The 25,223-nt window shown below is 75.3% G+C and carries 17 protein-coding genes; 6 read left to right on the forward strand and 11 right to left on the reverse strand.

Going from position 1 to position 25,223, the window contains the following annotated elements:
• Positions 1 to 146 precede the first annotated feature (146 nt).
• The gene (locus tag QRT04_RS09375; RefSeq protein WP_289454947.1) at positions 147 to 857 is read right to left on the reverse strand and encodes an HNH endonuclease family protein; all 711 of its coding nucleotides are present in this window, start codon (positions 855 to 857) and stop codon (positions 147 to 149) included.
• Positions 858 to 1,003: 146 nt separating this feature from the next.
• Positions 1,004 to 1,438, reverse strand: coding sequence for a nitroreductase family deazaflavin-dependent oxidoreductase (locus QRT04_RS09380; protein ID WP_289454948.1), 435 nt, complete (start codon positions 1,436 to 1,438; stop codon positions 1,004 to 1,006).
• A 139-nt stretch (positions 1,439 to 1,577) separates the two neighbouring features.
• On the opposite strand from QRT04_RS09380, the gene QRT04_RS09385 reads away from it, so the two are divergent.
• Positions 1,578 to 1,769, forward strand: coding sequence for a DUF1918 domain-containing protein (locus QRT04_RS09385; protein ID WP_289454949.1), 192 nt, complete (start codon positions 1,578 to 1,580; stop codon positions 1,767 to 1,769).
• Between the two features lie 89 nt (positions 1,770 to 1,858).
• On the opposite strand, the gene QRT04_RS09390 is transcribed toward QRT04_RS09385, so the two are convergent.
• Positions 1,859 to 3,319, reverse strand: a complete 1,461-nt coding sequence (locus tag QRT04_RS09390) for an MFS transporter (RefSeq protein ID WP_407653611.1) — start codon at positions 3,317 to 3,319, stop codon at positions 1,859 to 1,861.
• A gap of 157 nt (positions 3,320 to 3,476) precedes the next feature.
• On the opposite strand from QRT04_RS09390, the gene QRT04_RS09395 reads away from it, so the two are divergent.
• Positions 3,477 to 4,214, forward strand: coding sequence for an MIP/aquaporin family protein (locus tag QRT04_RS09395; RefSeq protein ID WP_289454951.1), 738 nt, complete (start codon positions 3,477 to 3,479; stop codon positions 4,212 to 4,214).
• 51 nt (positions 4,215 to 4,265) lie between these two features.
• Here the strand turns inward: QRT04_RS09395 and QRT04_RS09400 are convergent, their stop codons facing one another.
• The 6 genes from QRT04_RS09400 to QRT04_RS09425 form a co-directional block, all read right to left on the reverse strand.
• Positions 4,266 to 5,057, reverse strand: coding sequence for a uracil-DNA glycosylase (locus tag QRT04_RS09400; RefSeq protein ID WP_289454952.1), 792 nt, complete (start codon positions 5,055 to 5,057; stop codon positions 4,266 to 4,268).
• Positions 5,054 to 5,569, reverse strand: coding sequence for a TIGR00725 family protein (locus tag QRT04_RS09405; RefSeq protein ID WP_289454953.1), 516 nt, complete (start codon positions 5,567 to 5,569; stop codon positions 5,054 to 5,056). The genes QRT04_RS09400 and QRT04_RS09405 overlap by 4 nt, the downstream gene beginning before the upstream one ends.
• The gene (locus QRT04_RS09410; RefSeq protein WP_289454954.1) at positions 5,566 to 6,186 is read right to left on the reverse strand and encodes an L-threonylcarbamoyladenylate synthase; all 621 of its coding nucleotides are present in this window, start codon (positions 6,184 to 6,186) and stop codon (positions 5,566 to 5,568) included. Before QRT04_RS09410 ends, QRT04_RS09405 begins: the two co-directional genes overlap by 4 nt.
• A 348-nt stretch (positions 6,187 to 6,534) precedes the next feature.
• Positions 6,535 to 8,592, reverse strand: coding sequence for an elongation factor G (locus QRT04_RS09415; protein ID WP_289454955.1), 2,058 nt, complete (start codon positions 8,590 to 8,592; stop codon positions 6,535 to 6,537).
• Between the two features lie 207 nt (positions 8,593 to 8,799).
• On the reverse strand, positions 8,800 to 9,765 hold the full coding sequence (locus QRT04_RS09420) for an FKBP-type peptidyl-prolyl cis-trans isomerase (protein ID WP_289454956.1): 966 nt from the start codon (positions 9,763 to 9,765) through the stop codon (positions 8,800 to 8,802).
• A 107-nt stretch (positions 9,766 to 9,872) separates the two neighbouring features.
• Positions 9,873 to 10,004 (reverse strand): hypothetical protein, encoded by a 132-nt coding sequence (locus QRT04_RS09425; protein ID WP_289454957.1) that lies wholly within the window; start codon positions 10,002 to 10,004, stop codon positions 9,873 to 9,875.
• Between QRT04_RS09425 and QRT04_RS09430 the strand changes: the two genes are divergently transcribed.
• From QRT04_RS09430 to QRT04_RS09445, 4 genes are all read left to right on the forward strand, one after another.
• Positions 10,003 to 10,533, forward strand: a complete 531-nt coding sequence (locus tag QRT04_RS09430) for a flavodoxin domain-containing protein (protein ID WP_289454958.1) — start codon at positions 10,003 to 10,005, stop codon at positions 10,531 to 10,533. The genes QRT04_RS09425 and QRT04_RS09430 overlap by 2 nt on opposite strands.
• 117 nt (positions 10,534 to 10,650) lie before the next feature.
• Entirely contained in the window at positions 10,651 to 11,526 is an 876-nt protein-coding gene (locus QRT04_RS09435; RefSeq protein ID WP_289454959.1) for an SDR family oxidoreductase, read from the forward strand.
• A 221-nt stretch (positions 11,527 to 11,747) separates the two neighbouring features.
• Positions 11,748 to 12,836, forward strand: a complete 1,089-nt coding sequence (locus QRT04_RS09440; protein ID WP_289454960.1) for a Gfo/Idh/MocA family protein — start codon at positions 11,748 to 11,750, stop codon at positions 12,834 to 12,836.
• Positions 12,837 to 13,025: 189 nt separating this feature from the next.
• Entirely contained in the window at positions 13,026 to 14,345 is a 1,320-nt protein-coding gene (locus QRT04_RS09445; protein WP_289454961.1) for an FAD-dependent oxidoreductase, read from the forward strand.
• 73 nt (positions 14,346 to 14,418) lie between these two features.
• On the opposite strand, the gene QRT04_RS09450 is transcribed toward QRT04_RS09445, so the two are convergent.
• Positions 14,419 to 18,351, reverse strand: coding sequence for a hypothetical protein (locus tag QRT04_RS09450; RefSeq protein ID WP_289454962.1), 3,933 nt, complete (start codon positions 18,349 to 18,351; stop codon positions 14,419 to 14,421).
• Positions 18,351 to 25,139 (reverse strand): hypothetical protein, encoded by a 6,789-nt coding sequence (locus QRT04_RS09455; RefSeq protein WP_289454963.1) that lies wholly within the window; start codon positions 25,137 to 25,139, stop codon positions 18,351 to 18,353. Before QRT04_RS09455 ends, QRT04_RS09450 begins: the two co-directional genes overlap by 1 nt.
• Positions 25,140 to 25,223: the final 84 nt, after the last annotated feature.

Raw genomic sequence — 25,223 nt, forward strand, 5'->3', positions numbered from 1 at the left:
CGAGCTTGCCCGTGACCGTCGTGCGGTCGTCCTTGTCGGGGCCCGCTCACCGTTGGCCCGTCGACGACGCGACACCGTACGAACGCGGCGGCCGAAGGGCAAGCCACGACGAACCTGGGCATCGCCGCCACAACCGGACCCGGCCCTCAGCCGGCGACGACGCACGAGCGCAGCGCGCGTGCCATGGCATCGTGCTCCGCCGGCGTCACCCAGAGGCCGTACGCCGCCTTGATGCGCACCTGACGCAGCACGTACACGCACCGGTACCCGCCGTCGGGCGGCAGCCACTGGGACGCGTCACCGGCACCCTTGCGCTGGTTCGCCTCGCCGTCGACCGCGAGGAGCACGGCGGGGTCGTTCGCGTACGCGAGGCGCGTCTGCGCCGACCACGCCTGTGCGCCGGTCCGCCACGCGTCGTCGAGCGCGACGACGTGGTCGATCTGCACCGTCGCGGAGGTCGGCCCCCGCGCGAACGCGATGACGCGCCCCGTGTACGGGTCGTCGAGCCGGCCGCGCAGCACGACGCAGCCGTGCGTCGCCGGATCGAGCTCGACGTCGGCGAGGTCGCGTCGCAGCACGTCGTCGCGGGTGTCGCAGCCGTTGCGGTCGACGTCCGTCCAGGCGGCGCCGAACTGCTCGCGCGAGTACCCGTCGTCCGATGCGAGGGCACGGACCGGCAGGGCGGCGAGGGCGCTGCGACCCGCGGCCAGGTCGACCGCGCTGACCGGGTACCTGGACGACGCGCGCTCGCGCTGCCACGCCGGTCCCCCGAGCCCGACGACCAGGGCCACCGCGAGCACCACCACCGCGGCGACCGGCAGGTGCCGGGCCACCCGCGCACAGCCGACTGCTGCCACCGACCCGTCCCTCCGCTGCCCACGTCGCCGTCGCCGACGATCGCGGACGGCGCCTCATGGTGACCGTCGGTGGTGCGTGCCGGTGGACGCGGACCCGGGACGGTGGGCTGTGGGCGGAACGGTCGGGCGAGCTGCCCGGCTGCTGCTCAGGCAGGGTCGAGCACGAACACCGGGATGCGTCGCTGGGTCCGCGCCTGGTACGCGTCGTAGTCGGGCCACGTCTCGACGGCCCGCGCCCACCACTCGTCGTACTCGGCACCGGTCGCCTGGTGCGCCACGTAGTCGCGCCGCACGGCGCCGTCCTGCAGCTCGACCTGCGGGTGCGCCACGAGGTTGTGGTACCAGAGCGGGTGGGTCGGCGCCCCGCCCATCGACGCGAGGACCGCGTAGTGCCCGTCGTGCTCGACGCGCATCAGCGGTGTCTTGCGGAGCTTGCCGCTCGTAGCGCCCAGCGTCCACAGCACGATGATCGGGCGCCCACGCATCGTGTTCCCCTCGCGGCCGTCGGTGCGCTCGAAGAGCTCGACCTGACGGCGCGAGTGCTGCGACGTGCTGGGGGCGTACTCACCGGAGAGGGGCATGCCGCTAGCAACCTTGCGACGCGCGCGGTCCATTCCGGACGGCGGGCGAGACGGCGGCTCCCGCGAGGCGGCCCGAGAGCCGCGGCGCGGATCCACGCGGCCCGCCGGACCGTCCTACGCTGGCGGTGAGGTGAGTGCGATGCAGGCTTCGGCAGGCGACAGGGTCATCATGCACAGCCGCACGGTCGGCGAGCACGAGCGGGTCGGCACGGTGCTCGAGGCGCACGGCAAGGACGGCGAGCCGCCGTTCCTCGTCCGGTTCGAGGACGGGCACGAGGCGCTGGTCTTCCCGGGGCCGGACGTGCACGTCCAGCACGCCTCGCACGGCTGAGCCGGCGTCGGGCGCGCGCTCCGGCCGCCGTCGCCGCCCCGCGAGTCAGGCGTGGGCCGTCGCGACCGGCTCGTCCGCACCGACAGCCGTCAGGCCGTCGCCACCGGCTCGTCCGCGCCGGCCGCCCCCGGCGCGGCCGCGGCCCCTGCCGCGCGATCCCGCGGCATGGCGACCGCCGCGACCGTCATGAGCACCGCTGCCACCGCGACGCCGGTGAACGCCCAGGTCACGGCGTGGTCGAAGCGGTCCGTCGCCGCGCCGGGCGCGGCTCCCCGCAGGATCCCGTTGACGAGCGCCCCGAGCACCGCGACGCCGACCGCGCTGCCCATCGAGCGCGCGAACAGGTTCGCGCCGGTCACCACGCCCCGCTCGCCCCAGTCGACGCTCGACTGCGCGGCGATCAGGCTCGGCGTCGCGACGAGACCGAGGCCGAGCCCGACGACGAAGCACCCGAGCCCGACGTACGCCACGGACGGGTGCGGCGCGGTCGCCGCGAGCCACGCCGTCCCGAGCACCACGACGCCCGACCCGACGAGGACGGTCGTCCGGAACCCGACGCGCAGGTAGAGCCGCCCGGCCTGCGACGCGGCGATGGGCCACCCGATCGTCAGCAGCGCGAGCGTCAGGCCCGCGACGATGGGCGTCGAGCCGAGCATCGTCTCGAGGTACGACGGCACGTAGGTCGTCAGCCCGATGAGGATCGCGCCGACGCCGACCGAGACCAGCGCGGTGGTCACGAGCAGCCGCCGCGACCACACCCACAGCGGCAGCACGGGCTCGTCGGCGCGCCGCTCGACGAGCACGAACGCCACGAGCAGCGCAGCGCCGAGCGCGAACGCGCCGACGGACCACGCCGAGTCCCACGCCCACGCCTCGCCGCCTTCCAGCAGCGCGAGGATCAGCAGGGTGAGCCCGGACGTGAGCAGCACGCCGCCGGTCCAGTCGATGCGGTGGCGCCGACGCTCGACCGACTCGTGGAAGTGCCGCAGCAGCAGCCAGACGGCGAGCACGCAGAGCGGCACGTTGACGTAGAAGATCCAGCGCCACGAGACGAACTGCGAGAACACGCCGCCGAGCGTCGGCCCGACCACCGCCGAGATGCCCCACACCGACGCGAGGTAGCCCTGGACCCGCGCACGCTCGGCCACGGTGTAGATGTCGCCCGCGATCGTGATGGCCATCGGCTGCACGGCGCCCGCCCCGAGGCCCTGCACCGCGCGGAACGCGATGAGCGCGCCCATGCTCCACGCCGCACCCGAGAGCACGGAGCCCAGCAGGAACAGGCCGACGCCGACGAGCACCACCGGCTTGCGGCCGATCGTGTCCGCGAGCTTGGAGTAGATCGGCACGGTGACGGCCTGCGTCAGCAGGTACACCGAGAACAGCCACGGGACGCTCGAGAACCCGCCGAGGTCGCGGACGATCGTCGGGACGGCCGTCGCGAGGATCGTCGAGTCGATGGCGACCAGGCCGGTCGTCACCATGATCGCGACCAGGATGGGCCCGCGCTCGGAGCGGAAACCGACGGCGGTGGGGGCTGGGGTGCTCAGGGTGGTGCCTCTCGTGCGGGGCGCGACGGCGCGCGGACGTCCTCCGACCTGCAAGTCTGCGCCTCCGGGCCGCATTCCCCGACCGGAGCCGCGGCCGCGGCCAGACCCGCCGCGCGGGGGCCTCGCCTCACCGGCGCACCCCTGCCAGGCTGGGTGCATGAACCCGTCGTACGACCTGTGGACCCGCGTGGCCTGCGAGTTCATCGGCACGGCGATCCTCATCATCCTGGGCAACGGCACGGTCGCGAACGTGCACCTCAAGGGCTCCAAGGGGTACCGCGGCGGCTGGTCGCTGATCGCGATGGGCTACGGGTTCGGCGTGATGATCCCCGCGGTCATGTTCGGCGGGATCAGCGGCGCTCAGATCAACCCGGCGTTCACCATCGGGCTCGCGACGTGGGGCCTGTTCCCCTGGTCGAACGTGGCGCCGTACGTCGTGGCGCAGATGCTCGGCGCGATGGCGGGCCAGGCGGCGATCGTCGTGACGCACGCGCCGTACTACCGCCAGACGGACGACCCGGCCGACATCCTCGCCACGTTCTCGACCGTCAACGCGGCGCACAGCCGGCTGAACGGGTTCGCCAACGAGCTGCTCGGCTCGGTGGTGCTGTTCTCGTGCGCGCTCGCGATCGTCCACTCGCCGCTGACGACGAACGAGCCCGGCGTGGCGCACGTGACCGTCGGGTTCCTGGTCTGGGGGCTCGTCGCGGGGCTCGGCGGGCCGACCGGGCCCGCGCTCAACCCGGCGCGCGACCTCGGCCCGCGGATCGTGCACGCGCTGTGGCCGCTCGCGCACAAGGGGTCGTCGGACTGGCGGTACTCGTGGGTGCCGGTCGCGGCGCCGCTGCTCGCCGGGGTCATCGGCGTCGGCGGCTGGAAGCTGTTGCTGGGCTGAGGGCGGGCGAAGCGTCGGACGCCTGGGCCGCGCACCCGCACCGCCGGCACCTCAGCCCGCCAGCTCCCGGGCGCGAACCAGCACGGCGTCGAGCATCGCGGGAGTCAGCCGCCCGGTGAAGGTGTTCTGCTGGCTCACGTGGAAGCAGCCGAGCAGCGTGACGGCGCGACCGTCCCGGTGCTCGAGCACGAGCTCGGCGCCGTGCGCGAACCGTGGCCGCGGGCGCGGCACCTGCCAGCCGAGCTCGGCGAGCGTGTCGAGCAGTGCCTGCCAGCCGAACCCGCCGAGCACCACGACGACGTGGGGCTGGACCAGGCGCAGCTCGGCGGCGAGGAAGGGCGCGCAGCGGCGGCGCTCCTCGGGCGTCGGCGCGTTGGCCGGAGGGGCGCAGCGCACGGGCGCGGTGATCCGGACGCCGGTGAGCGTCAGCCCGTCGTCCGCGCTCGTCGACGTCGGCTGCGACGCGAACCCGGTGCGGTGCAGGGCGGCGAAGAGGAAGTCGCCCGAGCGGTCGCCCGTGAACATGCGGCCCGTGCGGTTCGCGCCGTGCGCGGCGGGCGCCAGGCCGACGACGAGGACGCTCGCCGCGGGGTCGCCGAACCCGGGGACGGGCCGCGCCCAGTAGGTCTCGTCCCGGAAGGCGGCGCGGCGCTCGCGGCCGACCTGCTCGCGCCACGCGACGAGCCGCGGGCACGCCCGGCAGTGGGTGACGAGCTCGTCGAGCTCTCCGGCCGTCCGCGCAAGCGCCGCGACGAGCGGGAACGTGGGCGAGTCGGGCGAGGCGGGGGTGACGAGGTCGGCGCCCTCGCGACTCGACGGCCCGGCGCCCGGGCGCGTCGTCACCGGCGTGCCACCAGCCGCCCGACGGCGACCGCGGCCTCCGCAGCGTCGGCCACGTGGTGCACCCCCGGAGCGTGCCCGCCGTCAGGGGTCGTCACCGTCCAGCCGCCGATCGCCACCACCGGCACGCCGGTGCGGACGGCCAGCGCGACCTCCGAGAGCGTGCCCCACGAGCCGCCCACGGCGACGACGACGTCGGCCGCCCGGACCAGCAGGGCGTTGCGCATCTCGCCGAGTCCGGTGGCGAGCGCGACCGTCAGGTGCGGGGCACCGGCGTGCCGGTCGGTGCCGGGCAGCAGCCCGACGACGACGCCGCCCGCGTCGGCGGCGCCCCGGGCGACCGCCGCCATGACGCCCCCGAGCCCGCCGCACAGCAGCATGTGGCCCGCGCTCGCGAGCAGGTGGCCGAGCCGGTGCGCCACGTCAGTCTCCGCCTCGGTCGCGTCGCCCGGGCCGACGACCGCCACGTAGGCGGCGCCGGTCGCGCCGCCGCGGTCCTCGGCGGCCCTCGTCACGAGAACCGCTCCGGGTCCCCGGCGCCGACCCGCACCACCTCCGGCACGCCGGACGTCCAGTCCACGACGGTCGTCGGCTCGGTGCCGCAGTCGCCCGCGTCGACGACGGCGTCGAGGTCGTGGTCGAGCTCCTCACGGATCTGCCACCCCTCGGTGAGCGGCCAGTCCGACCCGGGCAGCAGCAGCGTGGACGACAGCAGCGGCTCGCCGAGCTCGCGCAGGATCGCCTGCGCCACGGGGTGCGCGGTGATGCGCACGCCGACGGAGCGCTTCTTGGGGTGCGCGAGCCGACGCGGCACCTCGGGCGTCGCCGGGAGGATGAACGTGTACGGCCCGGGCGTCGCGGCCTTGATCGCGCGGAACTCGTTGTTGTCGAGGACGACGAGGTGACCGAGCTGCGCGAAGTCGGCGCACACGAGCGTGAAGTGGTGGCGGTCGTCGAGGTGGCGGATCCGCCGGATGCGGTCGGCACCCTCGTGGTTGTCCATCCGCGCGCCGAGCGCGTAGCAGGAGTCGGTGGGGTACGCGATCACCGCGTCCTTGCGCAGCAGGTCGACCGTCTGCGCGACGAGCCGCGGCTGCGGGTCGACGGGGTGCACGTCCAGGTAGCGCGCCATGGCGTCGACTGTACGAACGAGACGGGCCTCACACCCGCCGGAGCGCGCGGTTCCCCCAAGGTCCCACGTTCCCGGCGAACCCCCGGGAGATGCTCGTACCGCACGAAGGGCGTCACGGCCGAGGAGGACCGGACGGGGCGTCGCGCGTGCTGCTGCACCCGGCGCGGGCCGCCCTCCCTCCGGCCCGCGCCGACGCTCCCCGCGCCCCTGCGCGCGGGTCGGAGCGGCGCTGGACCGGTCGACCGCTGACACGGCCGGTCCGGCGTGCGTCCTGCGTGGTCGCCGTGCGAAGCGGCACGGCGGCCGCGCGGTACGCCTCTCGGGGCGTCGCGCGCACGCCGGCCGTCGTCAGGCGGGGACCAGGTGGTCCGGGCAGACCTCGAACCGGTCGGGCGCGATCGTCAGCTCGGCGCGCGCTCCCGTGATGGAGCGCAGGTCGAGCACGTACCGCGCGAGCTCCGCCTCGGGCACGGCCGCCTCGATCCGCACGGTGCCGTCGTCGAGCGACGTCGTCGCCGCGATGCGCCCGCGCCGCGACGACAGGTCGCTCATCACGTCGCCCTGCGCACTCGCGGGCACCACGACCTCGACGTGGCTGATCGGCTCGAGCACCTGCGTGCCGGCCGCGACGAGCGCCTCCTTGACGCCCGACGCCGCCGCGGTGCGGAACGCCATGTCGGACGAGTCGACCGAGTGCGCCTTGCCGTCGTAGACCTCGACCCGCAGGTCGACCACGGGATACCCGTGCGGGCCGCCGGCGGCCATGCCCTCGACGACGCCCTTCTGCACGGCCGCCATGTAGTTGCGCGGGATGGCGCCCCCGACCACCGAGTCGACGAACTCGAAGCCCTCGCCGTGCGGCAGGGGCGACACGCGCAGCTGCACGACCGCGTACTGCCCGTGGCCGCCGGACTGCTTCTTGACCTTGCCCTCGGCCTCGACGGGCCGGCGGATCGTCTCGCGGTAGCCCACCGGCACCGTCGACGTCGTGACGTGCACGCCGAACACGCGGGCCAGCCGTTCGAGCGCGACCTGCAGGTGCACGTCACCGAGGCCGCGCAGCACGGTGCGGTCCCCGGTGCGGTCGATCGCGAGCGTCGGGTCCTCGGCCAGCAGGCGCGCCAGCGCTGCCGAGAGCCGGTCGTCGTCGGACTGCGAGACGGGCTCGAGGGACACCGCGTAGACGGGCTGGCGAACGCGCGGCGCGGGCGCGCGCATCGCGGCGCCCGGGCCCGAGCGGTCGGCCAGCAGCGAGCCGGTCGGCGTGCCGGTGAGCTTCGCGACCGCCGCGACCTGCCCGGCCACGACGGCGTCGACGGGCACGTGGTCCTTCCCGCGCAGCAGGAACAGCCCGGGCAGGCGCTCCTCGGTCCGTGTGTGCGTGTTGATCAGCCGGTCGCCCGGCTTGATGGTGCCCGACAGCACGCGCAGCAGCGTCACCTGGCCGACGAACGGGTCGGCCACGGTGCGGAACGCGTGCACGAGCGCCGGCCCGGCGGGGTCGACGCTCACCTCGACGACCGTCTCGCCCGCGAGCACGCGCCCCGGCCGGTCCGCCGGTGAGGGGCCGAGCTCGCAGATCAGGTCCGCGAGCCGGTCGACGCCGACCCCCGTGGCGCCCGACACGACGAGGACCGGGAACGCCTCGCGGTCGCGCACCTCGTGGGCGAGCGTCCGCTCGAGCTCGACCGCCGTGGGCTCGTCACCGGACAGGTACCGCTCGAGCTGCTCGTCGTCGTGGCTGACGATCTCCTCGGTGACCTCGTCGTGCAGCTGGTGCTCCTCGTCGGCCACGTCGTCCGGCAGCGGCTCGCTGTGGTGGTGGCCGTCGGGCTCGTACTCGTAGCCCTCCTGCGAGATGACGTCGGCGAGGCCGTGGAACGCGGACTCCTCGCCGAGCGGCAGCTCGATCGCGACGAGCCCGTCGCCGAACGTCTCGCGCAGGTCCGCCAGCACGAGCCGGAAGTCGGCGCGCGCCTTGTCCTCCTTCGTGACGACGACGATCACCGGCAGGGCCGCCTCGGCGGCCGCGCGCCACGCGACGTGCGTGCCGGACTGCACGCCGTCGACCGCGCTGACCACGAGCAGCACGAGGTCGGCGGCGGCGAGCGCCTGGTCGACCGCGCCGGCGAAGTCGGGCGAGCCGGGGGTGTCGAGCAGCGTCAGGTCGTAGTCCTGACCGTCGGGAGCGCGCCATCGAAAGGGGGCGACCCCCAGTCCGAGGGAGATGCCGCGCGCGATCTCCTCGGGTTCGTGGTCGGTGACGGTCGAGCCCTCCTCGACGCGGCCGGGGCGCGTGAGCACGCCGGCGCGGTGCAGGAGGGCCTCGGCGAGAGTGGTCTTGCCGGAGCCGGCGGCGCCCACCAGGGCCACCGTGCGGATCCGCGGCGTCGCTGCCTGGTCCATGTCGTCTCCCGGTCGGCGCCCGTCGGTCCCGGGCACCCGATGGGCCCACCCTAGCCACGCGCGTGGACGGCGCCAGAGGACGATGCGCCCTTGCCGACGACGGCCCGATGTGGGACGGCGGCGGGACGCGACGAGGCCCGGGTCCCGTCGCGTGGACGGGCCCGGGCCTCGGTGTCCGGTGACGTCAGCCGGTGACGTCCGCGGGCGTCAGCTCGCGGCGAGGATGTCGACCACGAAGACGAGCGTCGAGTTCGCCGGGATGCTGCCCTGCGCGGTCGAGCCGTAGCCGTCCGACGGCGGCACGACGACGAGGATCTGGCTGCCGACGGTCTGACCGGCCACCGCCTTGTCCCAGCCCGGGATGACCTGGCCCTTGCCGACCGTGAACGGGAACGTCGAGCCCTTGTCCCACGACGAGTCGAACTTCGTGCCGTTCCAGAGCCAGCCGGTGTACTTGACGATCGCGGTCTGGCCGTTCTTGACGACCGCGCCCTTGCCCTTGATGAGCGGCTGCACGACGAGCGACGTCGGCGCGGTGCCCGTCGGCTTGGCGATCGACGGCTTGCCGTCCTTGTCGAGCGTGACCTTCGGCAGGCCGGCCTTGGGGGCGACCGCCGTGCCGGACGCGCGCGCCGGGATGTCCTTCGCGCCCGTCAGCTCGAAGACGTAGACGTACGTCGGGCCGTTCTGCGCGTCGGCGACCACGATGCGCGATCCGACGTGCGCCGTCGCCAGCGCGGCGTCGAACTCGGTCAGGCCGCTCGACTCGCCGATGGTGATGCTCAGCGGCGTGCTCGCGTACGACGACTGCGCGGTCGACCCGTCCGCGCCCGACACGATGAACTCGTGCAGCGTGGCGAGCTGACCCTTCTTGACGACTGGGCCGGTGCCCTCGGAGACCGTGCGGACCACCGTGGTCGTCACGTTGAACGGCTTGCTCGGCAGGGTGACCTTCGGCTCCTTGCCGGCGTCACCGGTCACGACGATCTTGCCGACCGCCGCGACGTCCGCCGGGTGGTCGGCCGAGGCGCTGGGCGACGGGGTCGCGCCGGCGGTCGAGGTGCCGGTGGCGTCGGACGAGCCGCCCGAGCCGCCGCAGGCGGCGAGCCCGCCGGCGACGGCGATGGCGACGGTGGCCGCGGCAGCGGCGCGGACGAGGGACGTGCGGCGCACGGGGTCCTCCGGGTCTGATCGGGTCCCGCCCGACAGGCGGTGGACCCGGCGACGGTACGCGACCCGCCTGGACGTCCGCTGAGCGGGCCACCTGCCGGAACGATTCGTCACAGGATCTCCGCGCCGCCCGCGCGGTCCCCGCCGCCGGTTCGGGGCAGCCCGTGGGCGTCGTCCCCCGCGGTCGAGTCGGGACCTTCGGCCGGTGCGCGACGCACCACGTCGAGGATCGTGGGCGGCATGGCGGTCCTCGTCGTCTTCGAGTCGATGTACGGCAGCACCCAGTCGGTCGCCGAGGCGATCGGTGCCGGGCTGGCGTCGGCCGGACAGCTCGTCACGGTCGCCGAGGTCGGCCGCGCCGGCGAGCCGCGGCTGCGCGAGGGCGTCGCGCTGCTGGTCGTCGGCGGGCCGACCCACAACCGCGGCATGTCGTCGGCGCGCTCTCGCGAGCGGGCGCGCGCCGAGGGCCGGGCCACCGTGTCGCCGGCGGACGGCGTGCGCGAATGGCTCGACGCGCTCGGGACGTCGGCGGTCGGCGTCCGGGCGGTCGCGTTCGACACCGCGGTCGCGTCGCGGTTCGCCGGGTCGGCGGCGCACCGGATCGGGCAGCGGCTCCGCGCCGCCGGGGCACGGCGCGCTGCGGCACCGCAGTCGTTCGTCGTCGCCGGGCGCGACGCGGGACTCGTGGCCGGCGAGCTGGACCGGGCGTGGGAGTGGGGTCGCCTGCTCGGCACGATCGTGGCGGCGGTGCCGCGCCCGCTGGTGCGCTGAGGCGCGGACCGCGGGAGCAGCCGCGGAACGTTCCCCGGCCCGGCGTCGTTGCAGGCTGACGAGTCGAGGCGCTCGCCCGTGGGTGCGCCCGCCGCCACCTCCACGAAGGGACCCACCATGTCCGTCGTCGTCACCGGAGCCACCGGCCACCTCGGCCGGCTCGTCGTCGAGCACCTGCTGGACCGGGGGGTCGAGCCCGCGTCGATCACCGCGACCGGCCGGCGCGTCGAGGCGCTCGACGACCTCGCGGAGCGTGGCGTGCGGGTCGCGCGCGCGGACTTCGACGACCCGGAGTCGCTCGTCGAGCCGTTCGCCGGCGCCGACGCGCTGCTGCTCGTCAGCGCGAGCGAGGTCGGCCGGCGCGTCCGTCAGCACCAGGCGGCGGTCGACGCCGCGGTCGCCGCGGGCGTCCGGCGCATCGCGTACACGAGCGCACCGCACGCCGACACGACGCGGCTCTCCGTCGCGCCCGAGCACAAGGCCACCGAGGAGCTGGTCCTCGCGTCCGGCCTGCCGTGGACCTTCCTGCGCAACAACTGGTACACGGAGAACTACGTCGGCACCCTGCTGAACGCGAAGGACAGCGGCGTCATCGTGACGAGCGCCGGTGACGGGCGCGTCGCCTCGGCGTCGCGCACGGACTTCGCCGAGGCGGCGGCCGTCGTGCTCGCGACCGACGGGCACGAGGGCCGCGCGTACGAGCTGTCGGGCGACGTCGCGTGGTCGTTCGACGAGCTCGCCGAGGTCGCGTCCGCCCTGGTGGGCCGCACGGTGGTGCACCGCGCGGTGACGCCGAACGAGCACCGCCGGGTGCTCCTGCGCGCGAAGCTGCCGAAGGCCGCGGCGGCGTTCGTCGTCGCGCTCGACGCGGACATCGCCGCGGGCGCGCTCGCCGACGCGACGAGCGACCTGCGCACCCTCGTCGGCCACCCGACGACCCCGCTCGCCGACGGCCTCCGCGCGTCCCTCCCGCCGGCACCGCCCACGGCCTGAGCCCCTCGGGCCGCACGCCCCCGCCGACGCGAGCCGCCCCGTCGACGCGAGCCGCCCCGCCGACGCGAGCCGCCCCGCACCGGGGCGCGACACCTGTGCTTCCAACCACAGGTCTCTCGTCCGTGCACAGTGCTCGGCGCGAGCGGGCCGTGCGCCGGGGTCGCCCCTTCGCGGGCTAGGGTCGACGGCGGTCGGATGGATTCGAGGACGAGGACGGCGGCATGGCTCCCATCAGGTACGGCATCGTCGGCAGCGGGTGGCGCGCCGAGTTCTTCGCGCGGATGGCGCGCCTCATGCCGGATCGGTTCGAGTGCACGGGGATCGTCACGCGCACCGCCGAGCGCGGCGCCGAGGTCGAGGCGGCCTGGGGTGTCCCGACCGTCCGGACCGTCGAGGAGCTCGTCGTCGGCGGGGCCGAGCGGCCCGAGTTCGTCGTCGTCGCCGTGCCGTGGCCCGTGACGCCCGAGGCGACGCGCGAGCTCGTCGCGATGGACGTCCCGGTGCTCGCCGAGACGCCGCCCGCGCCCGACGCGGACGGGCTGCGCGCGCTCTGGTCGGACGTCGGCGCGTCGGGCCTCGTCCAGGTCGCGGAGCACTCGCCCTCGATGCCGTCGCACGCGGCCCGGATCGCGGCGCTCGACGCCGGGATCATCGGCACGCCGACGAGCGTCCAGATCAGCTCGACGCACCTGTACCACGCGGTCGGCCTGATCCGCCGCATGCTGCACACCGGTCGAGGCCCCGTGACGGTCCGCGCGACGACGTTCACGGCGCCGCTGCTCGAGCCGCTCGGCCGCTGGGGCTGGACGGGCGAGACGCAGCCGCAGGACCGCTGGAACATCCTCGCGACCCTCGACTTCGGCGAGGGCCGGTACGCGCTCTACGACTTCAGCGACAACCAGTGGCACAACCCGCTGCGCACCAACCGCATCGTGGTCCGCGGGTCGCACGGCGAGCTGGTCGACGACCTGTTCACGCGCGTGGTCGACGAGCGGACGGTCCTGTCCTCGCGCCTCGAGCGCCGGGTGTCGGGGCTCGAGCAGAACCTCGACGGGTTCGACCTCGAGCACATCTCGCTCGACGGCCGCGTGCTGTACCGCAACGAGTGGAACGGGGCCCGGCTCGCCGACGACGACATCGCCGTGGCCGACCTCCTGACGCGGACGGGTGCCTGGGTGGCGGGCACGGGTCCCGAGCCGTACCCGCTGGCCGACGGGTGCCAGGACCACCTGCTCGGCCTCGCGATCGAGGAGGCGTCACGCACGGGTGAGCCCGTCCACGTCGAGGCCCAGCCCTGGGCCGCCGCCTGACGAGGCCGGCGCAAGCCGCCTCGCAGCACCCCGGCGGGTCGTCGCCGCCCGCCGGGGCTCCGGCGACGAACAACGCCGCCATCACGTGCGTGCGAGCTGACGTGTCGGTGGCAACGTTCGTCGTCTGCGACGCCGCGGCGGGTGGGCTGGCCGTGGCGCGGCGGGCCGGGCGTCGGCACGATGGCCCGCATGGGTGACGCCGTCGTCGTCGGGGCCGGGATCGGCGGGCTGACCGCCGCCGTCGCGCTCGCGCAGCGCGGGTGGTCGGTGACCGTGCTCGAGCAGTCCCGGTCGCTCGAGCCGGTCGGGGCCGGCATCGCGCTCGCGCCCAACGCGATCCGCGCGCTCGACGCGGTGGGCCTCGCCGACGAGGTCCGCTCGATGGCCGCGCTCCAGGGCGACGCCGGGCTCCGCCGCCCCGACGGGAGGTGGCTCGTCCGCGCGAGCGTCGACGCGGCCGGCGACCGCCTCGGCGAGCGGACCGTGATCCTGCACCGCGCGCAGCTCGTCGAGCTCCTGCGCCGGGCGCTGCCTGACGGCGCGCTCCGCCTGGGGGTGCGGGTAACGGGCGTCGTGCCCGGTGACCGCGACACCCGCGCGCACGTCGCGACGGCACCGGCCGGGTCCGCCGTCGAGCCGTCCGCTCGTCAGACCGCGCCCGCCGGGTCCGCCGCCGGAGAGCCGTCCGCTCGTCAGACCGGGCCCGCCGCCGGAGAGCCGTCCGCTCGTCAGACCGCGCCCGCCGCGTCCGCCGCCGGCGAACCGTCCGCCCGCGGGACCGCGCCCACCGGGCTCGACGCCGACCTCGTCGTCGCGGCGGACGGCATCGACTCGCCGACCCGCGCCGCGCTGTTCCCCGGCCACCCCGGCCCGACGTACACCGGCGTCACGGCGTGGCGTTTCGTCACCGACGGCCCCGTCGTCGTCGAGGCCGCCGAGACGTGGGGCCGCGGGTCGATCGTCGGCCTGACGCCGCTCGCCGACGGCCGCGTCTACGGCTACCTGACCGCGGCGCTCCCGGAGGGCACGCGGTTCGACGACGACGCGGCCGAGCTGCGGGCGCGCTTCGCCGACTGGCACGACCCGATCCCGGCCCTGCTGGCCGACCTCGAGCCGGGGCGTGTGCTGCACCACGACCTGCGCTGGCTCGCGACGCCGCTGCCGCGCTTCGACGTGGGCCGCGTGGCGCTGCTCGGTGACGCGGCCCACGCGATGCCGCCGAACCTCGGACAGGGCGGGTGCCAGGCGCTCGAGGACGGCGTGACGCTCGCGGCGCTCCTCGCGCGCGGACCGGACGTGCGGACGGCGCTCGCGGCCTACTCGGTCGTGCGCGTGCCGCGGACGACGAGGGTGGCGCGCGCCTCGGCTCGCGTCGGCGCGCCGACGGCGTGGACCGGACGGACGGTGGTCGCGCTGCGCGAGGCGGGCATGCGGCTCACGGGTCCGTTCGCGGCGCGCCTCGCGATGCGCCAGCTCGAGCCGATCCTGTCGTGGCGCCCGCCGGCCTGAGCCCACGCTGCGCCCGCGCCGACGCGGCCGCCGGCGTGCCCGGCCGGGCGCGCGTGGGCGTCGGCCGCGGCCGTCAGCTGACCGTCTGCGACGCCTGCGCGTGCCCCCCGTCCGACGCGTCGAGCGTCACCGAGAACCCGAACGGCGTCGCGATCCGGACCACCACGTCGTACTCGGGCGGCTTGACGTGGCCGACGCGGACCACCTGGATCGGCGCGGTGGACGGGAACGCGACGGTCGGGACCTGGTCCAGCCGGATGGTGAACGTCGTCCGCCGCGGAAGCCCGAGCCCGGCCCCGCGCTCGCCGAGGATCTCGCCGAGGTCGGGCGCGAGCTTCGCCTCGCCGGCAGCGGGCCGCGCCGGCGTGCGGCCGCGGACCGCCTCCCGGACCGCCTCGGACACGTCCCCGTGCGCCGCCCCGGCGAGGTCGGCGGCGTGGGCACCGAGGTGGAGCCCTCGGTCGACGGGCAGCGGCAGCGGGCCGATCAGCGGCTTGCTGGTCACGACGACGGTCATCGTCACGGGCCGGGACGCGTCGACGGGTGCGTCGGACGCGAGCCGGACCACGACGCGCCCGACGAGCTTCGTCACGCCGAGGATCGTGAGCGTCGGCGGCGCGGCGGCGACCCAGCCCGGCACCGTGACGCTCTGCGTGGTCTGGCCGCCCAGCGGGTCCATGAGCCGCACGGTGACGTCGACCGGGTCGGCGGCGACCGGCCGCGTGAACCAGACGGCGAGCGGCAGGCGACCGCCGGACCGGGTCCCGACGCGCACGAGCACGCCGCTCGACGCCCCTGCGGGGGGTCCGCCCGCCACGGTCACCGCCCCCGCGACGACCGAGCCGAGCTCGGTGGGCGCGACGTCGACGGGGTCGCCCGTCGGCTGCGCGGCCGACACCGTCGCGGAGACGCGGAACACCCCGTCGGGCAGCGGGCGCGCGGGCGCTGACGTCGAGGTGGTGACGAGCACCCCGTCGTGCCCGCCGCCCCACACGTCGGTCCCGAGCGGTGCGAGGTCAGGCGGGGTCGTCGGTCGCAGTCGGACGGTGACGACGTCGGACGCGCGGGACGGCAGGCCGCGCACGGCCTCGACGGGCACCGTGTCGACCGGCACGGCGACCGCCCGGACGGACCAGTCGTCCCAGGAGGGGTCGAACGCCCCCGACCACGAGGCGGTGTACAGGTCCAGCCCCGACGCCGGGTCGGGCGTCGACCCGGGCCCGGTCGCGGCCACGGAGGCGAACGACGGCCCCATCGTCTCGACGCGCATCGCGGCCTCGGGCGACCGCGTCCGGTAGAGCACGAACGACGCGACGGGAACGTCCGAGTCCGACGAGAGCGAGAGCGTCACCGTCCCGCCGGCGCCGATGACGCTCCGCACGACGGGAGCGCCGGGCCGCCGCAGGCGCGGAGCTGCGACGGCCTGCAGCACGAGGTGCGGCGGCGAGTCGGTCGGCCAGTCGGAGTCGACGTGGGTCGCGGTCTGCGTCGTCACCGTGAACAGGTGGATGTCCGTCGTGCCGGCGGGGAGCGCAACGTCGGCGTCACGGGCCGTGCCGGGCAGCACGAGCAGGCGGCGGAAGGCGGCGCGCTGCTCGGTGGCGTCCATCGCGTCGTACGCGTCCCACAGCTGCTGCAGCCGGACGCCGGGCAGCGTCCCGTCGGGCGCGCGCACCGGCAGCCCGGCGCGCGTGCGCAGCGCCGTCTCGGCGCACTCCCAGACCACGCAGCCGCCGGTCGCGTCGAGCGCGGCGCCGGACGCCACGGACCAGTGGATGCGCGCGTGGCTGCGGTTGCGGTCGTCCGGCGTGCTGCCCAGCGGGACGCCCGGCGGAGGCGGCGGCAGGATCGGCGGGACCGGCACCGGGCTCGCGACGTACGCGAGCGCGGGGTGCTCGACCGCCGGCGGCACGGGCGCGGGGTCGGGCTGCCAGCCGGCGTCGGCGACGACGGCCAGCGCGGACCGCGCCCAGAGCTTGACGCCCCAGCGCGGCGTCGCGGAGAAGTCGAGGGTCGCGACCGGGATCGTCAGCCGGTAGCGCCGGGCGTGCGTGCCCTGGTCGGTCCCCGGGTCGACCTTCGTGGTGCCCGTGTCGTCGAGGTGCACGATCGTGACGTCGGACGGCCCGGTGAGCTCGTCGCCGACGAACGGCAGCACGACGTCGCGGCGGAACGCGCCGGCTGGCGCGGGACTCACGGGATCGGTCCCGGACGGCGCCGGGTCGTGGCTCGTGGCCGACGGGAAGAACACGCCGGCGATCGAGACGGACGTGGGCGTGCGCGTGTCCCAGTCGACCGCCACCTCGACCACGAGCGTCGCCGGGCAGGTCGTCGATCCCGCGAACGTGCTGGTCAGCGCCATGGAGACGACGTGCGCCCCCGGCGGCGCGGGTTCGGTGCCGTCCCACGGCTCGTCGCTCCACGGCGACCACACGCCGAACACGTCCTGGACCGCGACCGCGTACCCGACGTGCCGCCCCCCGCTGCCGAGCGGGATCTCCTGGTCCGCGTCCGTCATCGAGGCGCGGCGGAACAGCGGCGAGCTCTCGAGCGGCGAGTCCGGCACGATGACGAGCGGCCGGCGGTCGCCCGCGGCGCGCTCCTCCTGCAGCACCTGCGCGGTGGACGGCGCCGCGTCGTACCGGGCGACGACGGCGCTCGTCGGGAGCGACATCGCCGCCGACGGCAGCAGCCGGTCCCACTGGACGCGCACCGACTCGCGCCAGGGTGCGTCGATCGTCGTCGGTGCGAGGACGCCGGACCGCGCGGTCGTCGTGCCGGCGGGCGCGGCGGTCGCGACGTGCTGCCGCGGGTTCGGCAGGTAGACGGCCATCTCGACCGGACCGGTGCCCTCGGGGGTGTCGGGGTACGGCGCGGTCACGAGGAACTCGACCGCGCCACCCTGTGCGGCGAGCGACCTGCTCGCGAACGCCGCCGCGGGGTACGCCGTCCCGAAGCCGGTCGCGAGCGCGAGGAACGGGTCGGCCGACGCGGGCAGCAGCAGCAGGGCCAGCGGGGAGAGCGAGGCGGAGGTGTCGAGGTCCGACGTCGTCGAGCCGCGCGACGGCGGGTCGACGGGCGGCGTGTCGACGAGGGCGGCCTGGTCGGCCGGCGTCAGCGTCGGGCGGTAGATCCGCTCGATGCGTGGCAGCAGCGTCGCGACGACCTCCTTGACCAGCAGGTCGGGGTCGGGCGAGCGCCAGGGCGGGTCGACGACGCGCCCGGTGGCCGTCAGCGGCGCGTACCCGGTGGGCGGTCCGCCGCGCGTGAGCCGGTCGACCGCCGCACTCACCGGGTCCGTGGGAGCGGAGACCAGGCCCTGCGGCGACGTGTCGTACCCCGTGCCGTTCCACGGGTCGTCCGCGGGCAGGCCGACGAGCTCGAGCGGCTTCCAGTCGGCGGCGTCGATCGCGTCCTGCAGCCACACGACCTGCACCTTGGGGTCGGTGGCGTTGAAGAGCTCCAGGTACTGCGCCCCGGACGTGCGCAGCACGAGCGTGACGCGCCCGGTGGCGGGCGCCGCGACCGCGGTGGCGCCGACGGACTCGAGCAGCCCGCCGCCGAAGTACGTGCCGCTGAGCCCGACGGCGTGCGACGTGTCGATCGGCTGGCAGTCGACCACGACCGTCGCGGCGACGTCGGGCAGCCAGAAGCCGAGGTGGTCGGTCACGTCGACCACCGAGACGTCGACCGGCGCCGGCTTGTCCGTGGAGCGGCGGAACCACACCGTGAACGGGCCGAACGGCGTGCCGAGCGTCTTCGACACCATCCACCGCAGCTGCACGTCGGAGCCGCGCTTCTCGAGCGCGGCGGCCTGCTGCGCGAGGCCCGCCGCAGGCGTCACGTGCGTCGCGAGCCCGGCGGACGGGCCGAGGACGGGCCCGCGCGTGAGCACCGGCTGCTGCGGCAGCGAGACGTGCGAGAGCTGCCCGCGCAGCACCGCGAGCCACGGCACGACGCTGGTGCGCCCGTGGAACAGGTAGGGCCGGGCGATGCGCGTGGCCATCAGTCCTCCATCTCCCACGGCGCGCGGACGAGCGGCACGCGGGCGGCGGTCGCGGTCGAGCCGGCCGTGCCGGACAGCGGGTCGGCGGCGCGCACGAGGTCGAGCACGAGCTCGGTGCCGCGCGCGGACGGTCCGAGCAGCACGACCGCGCGCGTGTCGCCGGGGGCGCGCACGAGCCGGGTGACGGGTGCGCGCGGCAGGTCGCCGGCGCCTGGGGTGGACGTCGACACCTGCAGCGCGAGCCAGTCGGTGTCCTCCGCGACCCACCAGCCCTGCGTCGGGTCGTCGACCACGAGACCGGTGACGAACGTCGGCACCGGCCGCGCGCGCCAGAACGTCTCGCCGCCCTCGATCACGACGGCCACCGGCTGCGGCACCGCGTCGGGCGACCACAGGACCGTGACCGACGGGTAGCGCGGCACCTGCGGCACCGGCAGCCCAGCGGCCTGGAACGCCGCGTCGAGCTGGTCGCCCGTCGGCCGCGCGGTGAGCGTCGCGAGGCCGGCCGGCGTCGGCACGAGCGACGCCCGGACGGGTGCCGCGATCACGAGCGCAGCCAGGTCGGCGACCGCCGTGAACCGCGACGTCGTGAACGGCACGCGGTACAGCCGGGTGCCGGTCGCGTCGTCGGGCGCACCCTTCGGCACGGCGTACACGTCGAGCAGGTAGTCCGTGAGCGGCTCGAGCGCGTAGTCGAGCGTGATCACCGAGTGGTGCGTCGTCGAGCCCGAGCCGTCGACGCACGGCAGCTCGTCGAGCAGCGCGGTGACCGTCTGCTGCCACGGCGTCATGACCTGCAGGCCCGGGTCGGCGGCCTGCAGGACGCCCCCGAGACCGACGGGCACCGTGACGAACTGGCCCGGTGCGCCGCCGCCCGGCGGGCTCGGGTGCCGCCCGGAGGCGGCGCGCACGACGATCCGGATCTCGAGCCCGTACGCGTCGAACAGGTCCGACACCTTCTGCGTCGCGAGCGCCACCTGGAGCGGCTCACCGAGCAGGAACCCCGTCTCGCCCACGTCGGGCGCGGTCGACAGGAGCCACGGGTCGAGGCGCTGCGGTGCGTCGGCCTGCCCGTCCGCGACGAACTGGAACTCCTGGGGGTCGCCCGCGGCGTAGGCCTCGGGCTCGGCGGCGGACGGCTGGTCGTCCTGCTGCTTGCTCTGCGCCTCCCACTCGACGTGCACGGTGTAGGTCTGGCCCGGGACGAGCAGGGCGTGGTCGTCCGGGTCCTGCTCGACGGCGTTCGTGACGCTGCTCTTGTCGCTGTCGACGGTCTGGGTGTCCCAGTCCTGGCGGTCGACCTCCGCGGTGGTGGTCGCGCCGAACGCGACGAGCCAGAACGCCATCCCGGTGAACGCCGTGAGCTTCCGGTCCCAGCCGATCTCGACGTCGACCGTCCCGTGCGGCACCTTCGGCGACAGCACGGCGTACGCGTAGGCGCCGGACCCGCCGACGACGCGCGCGCCGACCTGCGCGGCGCGCAGCACCGGGTCGAGCCACGGGCCGGACGCGTCGACCCAGCTCGGCGGCACGCTGTGCGACGCGGAGAGCAGGTCGGCGCCCGTGGCCCGGTACTCGTCGAGCAGCGCGCCGCTCGCGTCGCGGAAGTGCACCACGAGCCCGCGCTCGAGAGCCTTGCGCGGCACGAGCACGAGGGCGTCGAGCGACGCGAAGCCGCCTGACGCGTGCAGGACCACGGCATCGCCCAGGTCCGACGGCGCGAACCCCTGCGCGTCCCAGACCTTCTTCACGACGTCCCGCTGCGGCGGCAGGGCGTGCGGCGCGGGTTCGGGCTCGTCGCCGACGGGCGAGCGCAGGATCGCGCCCCGGCACGACGGCGCGCCGGCCGTGGCGCCCCCGACGGTCGCGAGCGCCCACGCGGCGGGCAGGTCCTGCAGCGACGTGCCGGCAGCGAGCAGGTCGACGACGTCCTGCGACGAGGCGCCCGCGATCGGGAGCGACCCGAACGACGCGCCCGCGCCGGACACGCTGGACGCCGCGCTGAGCGCCATCAGCCGGGTCTGCCCCCGCTCGCGGCCGCACCGCACGAGGTCGCCGACGACCAGCGCCGGGCTGGTGCCCTGCAGCAGGTCGGCGAGCGCGTCCCCGGTCCGCCAGGGCTCGGACACGTGCGCGCGCAGGTCGGCCGGCACCGACCGCTGCGTCCCGGGCTCGTCGGGCCACGGCACGCCGACGAGGTCCCAGCCGGCGGCGGACGGCCCGGTGGCCTGGTCGTCGAAGGTCCACAGGACCGGCGCGGCGTCCGCGACCGGGGTGCAGACCGTGCCCCACGTCTCGGTCACCGTCGTCGTGAGCGACTGCCCGAGCGTCACGGCGCGCGGGGTCGCGGTGGGGATCCACGAGAGCAGCGCGAGGGACGCGCCGTGGCTCGGGTCGGGCGAGGCCGAGGCCCACCACGTGGCGGGCGTCTTGCCGTCCGGCGCCGCGGGCTGCAGCGCGCCGCTGAGCTGGACGCTCGTCAGCCGGTACCGCCACCACGTGTCGCCGTGCTTGACCCACGGGTTCGCGGGCGCACCGCTGCTGCCGTTCGCGACGCCGCCGAGCACGATGTCGCCGCCCTTGACCAGAGGTGGCGTCTCGAAGCCGATCACCGGGATGGCGTCGAGCGGGACGCTGGGCAGGTCGCCGGCCGCGCCGACCTCGACCGCGGTGCCGATGACGCCGTCGACGGACCGGTCGATGGCGCTGCCGAGCACGAGCGCAGGCGACCGCGACACCAGGTTCACGCCCTTGACGAGCGGCGGCGGCACGGGCGCGGGCACGTCCGGGTCGCCGATGGTCAGCGAGACGCAGCCCTTGACGCTGAAGAAGAAGAAGTCGACCTCGCCGCAGACCTCGCCGTGCACGTAGACGACGTCCTGCGGCGCGCCGTGCGCGTCGAGCATCGTCCCGACGACCACGGTGAGCGACGCGCTCACCGAGATGCCGATGATCCACAGCCGCAGCTCGCCCTTGACGTGGATGAACCCCGCGATGCCCGGGGGCGAGAACGACACGAGCGCGTCGAAGCCGGCGTCGACCTCGAGGTACAGGCCGACGGCCTTGCTCCCCATCAGGACGACCTGCATGTGGAACCCGACGGCGATGACCAGGCCGTTCGCGACGATCGGCAGCGTCGGGATGTGCACCGTGCTGCCGTCGCCGTGGACCATCAGGTACCCGGTGCCGGTGAAGACGTCGAGCACGCTGACGGTGACGGGGACGTCGTAGGTGCCGAGGTCGACGAGCCACTCGTCGACGTGGTTCGTGTCGAAGAACGCCGTGACGGGGACGTGCACCTTGACCAGGGACTTCACGGTGTAGTCGGCGACGAGCCCGAGCGTGATCGTGCCCGCGCCGATGTTGATGTCGAGCACCGCGACGAACGTGGCCTCGGCGTTGGCGTCGGACAGCACGGGCGGCGGCGAGATGACGTCGGCCTTCATCGCGAACAGCAGCCGCGGGCCGGGGACCTCGACGAGCACCATGCCCTTGAGGTGCACGATGAAGCCGCCCTCGGCGGTGCCGAGCAGGATCCCGCCCGCGACGGCGTACGCGCCGGCCTGGAACCGCCACCCGTCCGGCTTCATGATCGAGCCGTTCGGGTCCGTGAGCTGCGCCTTCATCCACGCCAGCGCGGGTACCTGCTCGCTCGCGTACGGGGTCTCGTTGCGGGCGTAGTTGACGGCGACGCCGCCGAGGAAGCCCATGATCCCGAGGCCCGAGCTGCCGAGCGGGATGGCGACGGGGAACTGGACCTCGGCGCCGACGAGAACGCCGGTGACGCCGCCCTCCTGGTGCACGGCGAGCTGGGCGGCGACGCGCAGGTTCAGCGAGTCCATCGTCAGGTCGAACGAGCCGGAGAAGCCGCCCGGGTCGATCGACACCCTGCCGCCGCCGTGCAGGACGTCGGGGATCGTCACGTGCGCGCCGAGCGCGGTCAGCTGCGGCACGTCGGGCTGGTCGAGCCGGACGCGGACGCGCGCGGTGTCGACGGTGACGATGCCGAGGTCGACGCCGAGGCCGACCTCGACCTCGAGGTAGGTCGGGTTGTCCTTGCTGATCTTGCCGCCGAGCACGCGCAGGATGTCCTTGAGCGCGTTGGGCCCGATGAGCGAGCCGGTCGGGATGTCGAGCGAGTACCCCTGGCTGGGGTCGAACACGGGCAGCGGCACGTACTGGACGGTCCCGTCGGGCTGCGGGTCGGAGCGCCAGGACGAGCGGATGCCGACCGCCTTGTACCGCGCGGTGAGCGGCTTGGCGGGGTCCACCTTGAGCAGCGGCGAGACGTCGAAGGTGAACGACGTCTCGACGTCGATGAGGATGCTGATGGACGTCGCCCGCGGCCCGTCCCCGGTGGACGGGTCGACGAGCCCGCTCGTCACGACGAGCTGCCCGCCGTGCAGCGTGAGCTTCATCGTCTTGATGACGCCGGTCGCCCCGAGCGCGACGACGCCGCCCGTCGCGAGCGCCATCGGCACGAGCTCGCCGGCCGTCGGGCTCGCGGGCGTCGCGGTCGCGAGCAGCGGGGACAGCACCGCGAGCGCGCCGAGGATGTTGAGGCCCGTCGCCGTCCCGTCGCCCGTCTTCTGCAGCAGGCCGTCCTTGTCGGCGTCGATCGCCTTGAACTGCGCGTCGACCTCCCACGACGAGCGGTCCTCGGCGATCCGCAGCCGCAGCAGGAACTGGCAGATGCCGTCGCTCGGGTTGTCGCGCGGCGGGATCGTCGCGCCGGGGTCGGACGCCGACAGGCGCTGCTCGGCGGCCGTCTGGATGTCGAACTCGCCGTAGATCTCGGCGCGTACGAAGGTCGACCGGACGAGCTCGACCGTGACGCCGATCTTGCGGAAGCAGTCCGGCGTGGGCGGTGGGGTCGGCCGCGGGTCGGTGTGCTGCGGGTCCGGGGGGTTCGCGGAGCGGGTCAGCGTGCCCGTCACCGTGACGGTCTCGTTCAGGTGCGCGGTCGCGCGCGCGTGCCACCAGCCGGGCGACTGCTGCGCGGCCTGGCCCGACGCGCCCTCGGCGTCCGTCTGGCCGTGGCCGGGGACCGCGGTCGGCGCGGCGAAGCCCAGCTCCGGGTAGGCGGTCGACGTGAGGATCGCGATCAGGGCGTCTCGCCGACGCTCGGACAGGTGGAGGTTGTACTCCTGCTTGGTCGTGTTGCCGGGGAGCTCGGCGGACGCCCAGCCCTCGACGGAGAACACCGTGGACTTGGGCAGCGCCGCGAGGCGCTGCAGCCCCTCGGCGGACAGCAGGGGTGGCGCGGACCCCTTGTCGTGCCGGCTCGCCCACTGGCTCGACGTGGTGCTGTCGGGGTTGTCGGTCCAGCGCGTCGACGGGCCGGAGGTCAGCTCCTGCGGCGACGGGTGGTCGAACTCGAAGTAGGCGTCGACGGTCGTCGTCTCGGCCGTGGTGCGCGTGACGGTCGCGGTCACGTGCACGGGCGTGCCCGCGGTGACCGGGATGTCGGCCGTCGCCCCGGTGACGGGCGTCGTCTGCCCGTCCCACGTCCAGGCCACCGTGCCGCCGGGGTCGGGCGACAGGCTGACGGTGACGGCCGTGGCGGTCGACGGCGCGGTGAGCAGCACGTACCCCGTGGACGACGTCGTCGCCGGGGTCACCGGTTGGCTCGTGCCGTCCGTGATCGCGGCGGCGCTGCGGCGCGACACCGTGAGCGTGCGCGTCGTGGTGTGCGAGCCCGCGTCGGTGCAGCTCGCGGAGATGCTGACGCTCCCCGAGGCCGGCACCGTCACGGGCGCGCGGTCGGAGGCCGTCACGGTCCCGTCGACGGTCAGGCTGAACGACAGCGGCGCGACCCCGCCGCCGCCGTCGGCGTACAGCGTCACGTGCTCGGGGAGATCCACGTCGCCGATCGGGTCCGTGTCGCTGACGCCGATCCACTCGCCCGCGGCGGTCTGGAACCGCAGCCGCAGGTTCGGCGCGGACCCCCGGTTGACGACCTCGGCGTTGAACACGCCCGTGACGCCGGCGAAGCGCCCGAAGCCGATCCACAGGTCGCGCACGCCGGCGCTCACCGCGAGGCCGGAGAGGCCGTTCGGCGAGACGAACAGCCGGATCTCGGGCAGGTAGAGCCCCTGCCACTCGTCGGGCATCGTGCGCGCGCCGTCGGGGACACCGGTCGGTCCGGCCGTGCCGGAGAGGTCCAGCACCGCGGCGCGGAACGCGAAGCCGACGACGTCGTCGGGTCCGACGAGCGCGTACGGCGGGTCCATCCGGACGAGGTTGAGCACCGGGTCGTCGTCGACCGCGCCGCTCGCGTCGAGCAGGTCGACCTTGAGGCCGCCGTCGGCCGGCCGCAGCAGCCGGACCTTGAGCGACGGGAGCAGGAACTTCACCGTCGCGTGGGCCGGGTCGGCGCGGAGCTGGCCCTGCCCGTCGAGCGCCGCGCCGCGCAGGAACGGCAGCCGGAGCGACGACGACGGCACCGTGAGGACGACGCGCACCGGCCCGTCGGGGTCGCCTCCGGAGTCGAGGTGCAGCCCGAGCTCGACGCCGAGGCCACCCGAGAGCTCCAGGACGCCGTCGTTCCCGGCGCCGGACCCGATCCCGTGCGTGAACGCGCCCGTGGACATGTCGAGGTCCATCGGCTTGTCGCCGCCGAGCGTGTTCGACCAGATCTTCCAGTCGCCGTCGCTCTCGGTGCGCTGCGACTCGGTGGTACCCGGGACCGACGAGAGCAGCGGCTCCAGCGCGCCGAGCGCACCCTGCGACCCGCCCGGGATCGAGTCCCACAGCCCTGCCATCGCTGCCCCCCGCGTCGCCGCCACCCTCGGAGCGTCTTCACCCGGACGAGGGACAAACCAGGCATAGACGCCCAGACCGGACGCCGTCAAGGGCGCGAGCGCCCGCGT

The sequence above is a fragment of the Cellulomonas alba genome (genome assembly GCF_030362835.1).
Lineage (GTDB): Bacteria > Actinomycetota > Actinomycetes > Actinomycetales > Cellulomonadaceae > Cellulomonas > Cellulomonas alba.

Bases quoted from the DNA above. Each gene is read 5' to 3' on its own strand.
- QRT04_RS09380 (WP_289454948.1), bottom strand. From the start codon at position 1,438: ATGCCCCTCTCCGGTGAGTACGCCCCCAGCACGTCGCAGCACTCGCGC.
- QRT04_RS09385 (WP_289454949.1), top strand. From the start codon at position 1,578: ATGCAGGCTTCGGCAGGCGACAGGGTCATCATGCACAGCCGCACGGTC.
- QRT04_RS09395 (WP_289454951.1), top strand. From the start codon at position 3,477: ATGAACCCGTCGTACGACCTGTGGACCCGCGTGGCCTGCGAGTTCATC.
- QRT04_RS09410 (WP_289454954.1), bottom strand. From the start codon at position 6,186: ATGGCGCGCTACCTGGACGTGCACCCCGTCGACCCGCAGCCGCGGCTC.
- QRT04_RS09415 (WP_289454955.1), bottom strand. From the start codon at position 8,592: ATGGACCAGGCAGCGACGCCGCGGATCCGCACGGTGGCCCTGGTGGGC.
- QRT04_RS09430 (WP_289454958.1), top strand. From the start codon at position 10,003: ATGGCGGTCCTCGTCGTCTTCGAGTCGATGTACGGCAGCACCCAGTCG.
- QRT04_RS09425 (WP_289454957.1), bottom strand. From the start codon at position 10,004: ATGCCGCCCACGATCCTCGACGTGGTGCGTCGCGCACCGGCCGAAGGT.
- QRT04_RS09435 (WP_289454959.1), top strand. From the start codon at position 10,651: ATGTCCGTCGTCGTCACCGGAGCCACCGGCCACCTCGGCCGGCTCGTC.
- QRT04_RS09440 (WP_289454960.1), top strand. From the start codon at position 11,748: ATGGCTCCCATCAGGTACGGCATCGTCGGCAGCGGGTGGCGCGCCGAG.
- QRT04_RS09445 (WP_289454961.1), top strand. From the start codon at position 13,026: ATGGGTGACGCCGTCGTCGTCGGGGCCGGGATCGGCGGGCTGACCGCC.
- QRT04_RS09450 (WP_289454962.1), bottom strand. From the start codon at position 18,351: ATGGCCACGCGCATCGCCCGGCCCTACCTGTTCCACGGGCGCACCAGC.